This is a genomic window from Streptomyces sp. NPDC060205 (assembly GCF_042728395.1).
Lineage (GTDB): Bacteria > Actinomycetota > Actinomycetes > Streptomycetales > Streptomycetaceae > Streptomyces.
Genome location: NZ_JBHWZP010000475.1, coordinates 1 through 5509 on the forward strand (window position 1 = coordinate 1; position 5509 = coordinate 5509).

Consider the following 5509-nt stretch of genomic DNA (forward strand, 5'->3'; position numbering starts at 1 on the left):
CTGGCGCACACCCCCACCCCCCCAGGGGCGCGGGGAACTGCGCGAACGGCCCCCGCCGGGCCGCACCAGACCATCGGGGCTCAGGGGCGCGGGGAACTGCGCGGCTCGCCCCCACCCGCCCGCAGCCGGACGACCGAGACGGGGCCCCCAAGGGGCGCGGGGAACGGCGCACCCGGCCCCCACCGGGCCAAGCAGGTGAGACAAGGACAGCAAGTCCTAAAAGACGTAGCTGTCCCCCGTGTCCAGCACCAACACCTCCTGCCGGTCATTCCGATGATTACGATCCACCGCCCCACCACCCCACACCGTGTCCACCCCGAGCGTCACCTCCGACGGCTCCCCCCGAAGCCGTACCGCCAAGGTCAACGTCCGCCCCCACCCCTCCGCCGGCAACGCCCCCGTCCGGCACAGCACCACCCGCGCCCCCGCCCGCGCACAGCCCGCGGGCAACCGCTGCTCGTCCGCGAGCGGCGCCGACCAGCGCAGCCGTACCGTCGCGTCGTCGACCCCGACGGGCCCGTGGTTCTGCGGAGTCATCCGCAGTTCGACCCGTCCGCCGTCCATCCACAGCCGCCCGTGAAAGGCGAGATCGGCCTCGGGCGCACCGCCCGCCCGCGCGCCGGCCGCACCACCCGCAGCCACGACGACGGCCGCCGCCACCACGGCCACTACCGCCCGCCCACAAAGTTTCCGCATGTCCCATGTCCTCCGCGTCGGCCCGCCAGGTCAACGCATGTATGCCACCCCGGCCGCCCCCCAGGCGCCGCCCATCAGGTGAGACGCCTGTCCGCCCGGCGGGCCCGCCTTATCCTGGCCGGGAGAGCAATCGACCGTACGAGCGAGCGGCGGCCGCAGTCCGCACCGCCCGCCCCCTCCGCCGAGGAGCACCCATGACCGCCCCCGCATCCGCCGCGTCCACCGCGCCCGCCGCCGCGTCCCGTATCGCCGTCGTCACCGGCGCGAGCAGCGGGATCGGTGCCGCGACGGCCCGGCAGCTGGCGGCCGCGGGCTACCGGGTGGTTCTCACGGCCCGCCGCAAGGACCGTATCGAGGCGCTCGCGGAGGAGATCGGCGCGGCGGGCGGTGAGGCGATGGCGTACGCGCTGGACGTCACCGACCGCGCGGCGGTCGACGAGTTCGCGACGGCCTTCAAGAAGATCGGCGTCCTGGTCAACAACGCGGGCGGCGCGCTCGGCGCCGACCCGGTCGCGTCCGGCGATCCCGCGGAGTGGCGCCAGATGTACGAGACGAACGTCATCGGCACGCTGAACGTCACCCAGGCCCTCCTCCCGGCGCTGACCGCGTCCGGCGACGGCACGGTGGTCGTCGTCTCCTCGACCGCGGGCCACGGCACGTACGAGGGCGGCGCCGGCTACGTGGCGGCCAAGCACGCCGAGCACGTCCTCGCCGAGACCCTCCGCCTGGAGATCGTCGGGACCCCGGTCCGGGTCATCGAGATCGCCCCGGGCATGGTCATGACCGACGAGTTCGCGCTGACGCGCTTCGGCGGCGACACCGAGAAGGCGGCGAAGGTCTACGCGGGGGTGGCGGAGCCCCTCACCGCCGAGGACGTCGCCGAGACGATCACGTGGACGGTCACGCGCCCCTCGCACGTCAACATCGACCTGCTGGTGGTGCGCCCCCGCGCCCAGGCCTCCAACACGAAGGTCCACCGGGAGCTGTAGTCCACCGGGAGCTGTAGCGCCGGACGCCGGGCCCGCCCGGAACGCACGCCGCGAAAAGACATCCGTGCCGCATGAATTCATACGGCACGGATGTCGCGCCACGTGAATCCACACGGCATGGATCCGTCAGCCCGCGGTCACCCCTTCGTCAGCCCTTCACGCACACGACCTGCTTCAGCTTCGCCACCACCTCGACCAGATCCCGCTGCTGGTCGATGACCTGCTCGATCGGCTTGTACGCGGCCGGGATCTCGTCCACGACGCCGGAGTCCTTACGGCACTCCACGCCCCGCGTCTGCTCCTCCAGGTCCTTGACCGTGAATCGGCGCTTGGCCGCATTACGGCTCATCCGCCGGCCCGCGCCGTGCGAGGCGGAGTTGAACGCCTTCTCGTTGCCGAGACCCTTCACGATGTACGAACCGGCGCCCATCGAGCCGGGGATGATGCCGTACTCGCCGGAGCCCGCGCGGATGGCGCCCTTGCGGGTGACCAGCAGGTCCATGCCCTCGTACCGCTCCTCGCTCACGTAGTTGTGGTGGCACGAGATCTCCGGCTCGAAGGTGACCTTCGCCTTCTTGAACTCCCGGCGCACGACGTCCTTGGAGATCGCCATCATGATCGCGCGATTGTGCTTCGCGTACTCCTGCGCCCAGAACAGATCGTGCCGGTACGCCGCCATCTGCGGGGTGTCCGCGATGAACACGGCGAGGTCGCGGTCGATCAGCCCCTGATTGTGCGAGAGCTTCTGCGCGATTCCGATGTGATGCTCCGCGAGTTCCTTGCCGATGTTCCGGGAACCGGAATGCAGCATGATCCAGACCGAGTCGTCCGTGTCGAGGCAGAACTCCCAGAAATGGTTTCCGCCGCCGAGCGTGCCCATCTGCTTGGTGGCCCGCCCCTGACGGAACTTCACCGCCTCCGCGACCCCGTCGAACCGCCCCCAGAAGTCGTCCCACCCGCGGGTGGCGAGACCGTGGAAGCCGCCGGGGTCGACCGGGCTGTCATGCATGCCCCGCCCGACCGGAATCGCCTGCTCCACCTTCGACCGCAGGTGGGACAGGTCGCCCGGCAGATCGTTGGCCGTCAGGGACGTCTTGACCGCGGACATGCCGCAGCCGATGTCCACCCCGACCGCCGCCGGACACACCGCACCCCGCATCGCGATGACCGATCCGACCGTCGCGCCCTTCCCGTAGTGCACGTCCGGCATCACGGCCAGGCCCTTGATCCAGGGAAGCGTCGAGACGTTGCGCAGCTGCTGCATCGCCCCTTCCTCCACCGACGCCGGGTCCGCCCACATACGGATCGGAACCTTCGCGCCCGGCATCTCCACGTACGACATATCGTCCTCATTCCCCCGCAAAACCAACAGAAGTCTTAAATCGCAAAACCGGCGCCAAGGCCAACGTTTGGGACAACGGACCGGCGTCCACGGCAGTGCGTGCGATACACATTGTCTCCAGGGCCCACCCCCGTGCGGCAACCGAATAACCACAGGACACCCTGGTCGTGAGCACAGTCGATCGACCCGTCGAGAGGAGCCCCACCGTGCAGCGGAAGGCGTACGTACCCGGCGTCGCCGCGCTCCTCGCGGTCGTGCTGGCCGGCTGCACCGGCGGATCGCCGGACGGCGGCGGCCAGGACGACCCGAAGCCGGGCGGCACGACGTCGACGGCCGCCGCGGCACAGCCCGGCAAGTACCGCACCCTCCCCGAGCCCTGCGGCGCGGTGTCGCACAGCACCCTGGACTCGCTGCTGCCGGGCATCGAGCAGCTCACGGACGAGGAGCAGCGCGAGAAGGCCTACGAGGGCACGGCGACGGTCACGTACGACACGGACCGGAAGGTCGGCTGCCGCTGGAAGGCGGAGTCGGCGACCGCGACGGACCATCTGCTGGTGGATTTCGAGCGGGTGGTCTCGTACGACAACACGGTCAGCGACGACGACCGCGCCGAGGAGATCTACGCGAAGAAGGAGCTGGCGGCGGACCTGCCGGTACCGGCCGCGTCGGCCTCCTCCTCGTCCGGGGCACCTGACCCGTCGGGGTCGTCCGACCCGGACGCCGGGTCGACGGCCGGTGCGGACGCGTCCGGCACGCCGGACGACGCCGAAAGCGGCGACGACAGCAGTTCCGCCGCGGACGCGGACCCCTCCGCCAGCGGCGTCCCGGGCTCAACGCCGAGCGCCCTGCAGCCCCGCACGCTCGACGATCTGGGCAACACCGCGTTCCTCGACGACGCGCTGAACGACTCCAAGCAGCGCACGGTGACTGTGGTGTTCCGCACGTCCAACGTGGTCGTGACGATCCAGTACGACGAGCAGCCGGCGACCACGACGGACGTCCCGAGCAGCAAGGACATGCAGGACAGGGCGCGGAAACTGGCGGGTCAGCTCGCCGAGTCGTTCAGCGATTAGGGACGGTCGGCGGGGGTTTCGGCCTCGGCGGAACCTGAGCCGCACATGTCCCGTTCGGGCTACCGTGGCCCCTCGGACCCGACCGAGTGCGGTCAGGCGAAGAACGCGGCCGTCCGCACGCACACCCGAGCGTCTTGAGTGAAGGAACCATGCACCGATCCGAACAGCGACACCGTCAGCGACTCACCCGCGTCCTCGTCGGGGCGGCCGTCCTCCCGGTGATGCTCGTCGCCTCCGGCTGCTCCTCGGACTCCGGCGACGGCTCCGGCGACGACGCGAAGAAGGATGCCGGCTCCTCGGCGTCGTCCTCCGCCACAAAGGCGGCGGCGGTGGTGAAGGAGGCGACGTACGCGAAGCTTCCCGAGCCGTGCAAGGTGTTCTCGTCGAAGACGCTGAAGGAACTCGTCCCGGAGGGCACCAAGTCCGGCAAGGAAGGCAAGTCCGAGGACATCAGCACCCGCGGCAACTGCTCCTGGGACAGCCTGGACAACAAGGGCGTGGACGGCTCGCAGTTCCGCTGGCTGAACGTGTCGCTCCTGCGCTTCGAGTCGGACCAGACCCGCGGCACGGGCGAGAAGCTGGCCTCCGAGTACTACACGAAGCACGCCGAGGACGCGCGTGCGGTCGAGGACGCGAAGAACACCAAGTCGCAGCCGGTGTCCGGCACGGGCAACGAGGCGACGCTGGTGACGTACGACCTGAAGAAGAAGGAAGGCACCTTCCGGCAGCAGACGCTCGTGACGCGCGTGGAGAACGTCGTCGTGACGGTCGACTACAACGGCGCGGGCCTCGCGGGCAACGACTCCCCGAAGGCGGCCGATCTGACGAAGTCGGCGCAGAAGGCCGCGAAGGAGGCCGTCCAGGCGGTCGTGGCCGCCAACGGCGGCAACAGCGGGGCCACATCCGGGTCCGGCTCCGGCGCGAGCGCGTCCCCGAGCAAGTCCGCGAGCAAGAGTTCCGGCAAGGGTTCGGACCTCGGCGGCGGCTCCGACGACAGCGCGAGCCCCAGCAAGTCCGCCACCAAGAAGGACTGACACCGGGCCCGAGCCGGGAAGCGCGGCGTCCAGTTCGACCGCCCTCCCACTCGCAGCCCTACCAGGACATTTGGTGGAGCCCGGCCCCCACGGAGGCCGGGCTCCACCCGTACCGGGCATCCGCACCCCGTACACATGTGCCACTCTGTTGCGCGCAACAGGTCGTAAGGGGAGGGGAGTACGGGTGGCCGCGCCTATGCAGCTCACCAAGACGCACAAGATCCTCATCGGTGTGGTGGTCTTCGGAGCGGTCGTCATCGCGGCGATCGGCTTCGCCGGTTCCTACGCCGCGGTGCGTGAACTGGCCCTGGAGAAGGGCTTCGGGAACTTCAGCTACGTGTTCCCGATCGGCATCGACGCGGGCATATGCGTCCT

At 70.1% G+C, this 5509-nt stretch carries 6 protein-coding genes; 4 read left to right on the forward strand and 2 right to left on the reverse strand.

What is annotated here, in order from left to right:
- Positions 1-216: 216 nt before the first annotated feature.
- Complete coding sequence (locus ACFWGJ_RS41280; protein WP_387334104.1) at positions 217-696, reverse strand: hypothetical protein; 480 nt, start codon at positions 694-696, stop codon at positions 217-219.
- A gap of 194 nt (positions 697-890) precedes the next feature.
- Between ACFWGJ_RS41280 and ACFWGJ_RS41285 the strand changes: the two genes are divergently transcribed.
- Positions 891-1685: an SDR family NAD(P)-dependent oxidoreductase gene (locus tag ACFWGJ_RS41285; RefSeq protein ID WP_387334105.1), complete on the forward strand. Its 795-nt coding sequence runs from the start codon at positions 891-893 to the stop codon at positions 1683-1685.
- Positions 1686-1833: 148 nt separating this feature from the next.
- Here the strand turns inward: ACFWGJ_RS41285 and ACFWGJ_RS41290 are convergent, their stop codons facing one another.
- The gene (locus ACFWGJ_RS41290) at positions 1834-3027 is read right to left on the reverse strand and encodes an RtcB family protein (RefSeq protein ID WP_387334107.1); all 1194 of its coding nucleotides are present in this window, start codon (positions 3025-3027) and stop codon (positions 1834-1836) included.
- A gap of 206 nt (positions 3028-3233) precedes the next feature.
- Between ACFWGJ_RS41290 and ACFWGJ_RS41295 the strand changes: the two genes are divergently transcribed.
- The 3 genes from ACFWGJ_RS41295 to ACFWGJ_RS41305 form a co-directional block, all read left to right on the forward strand.
- Positions 3234-4100, forward strand: a complete 867-nt coding sequence (locus tag ACFWGJ_RS41295) for a DUF3558 domain-containing protein (RefSeq protein WP_387334109.1) — start codon at positions 3234-3236, stop codon at positions 4098-4100.
- Between the two features lie 149 nt (positions 4101-4249).
- The gene (locus tag ACFWGJ_RS41300) at positions 4250-5134 is read left to right on the forward strand and encodes a DUF3558 family protein (protein ID WP_387334108.1); all 885 of its coding nucleotides are present in this window, start codon (positions 4250-4252) and stop codon (positions 5132-5134) included.
- A gap of 184 nt (positions 5135-5318) precedes the next feature.
- Positions 5319-5509 (forward strand): DUF2637 domain-containing protein (locus ACFWGJ_RS41305; RefSeq protein ID WP_387324993.1); only part of this gene is annotated, 191 nt, incomplete at its 3' end.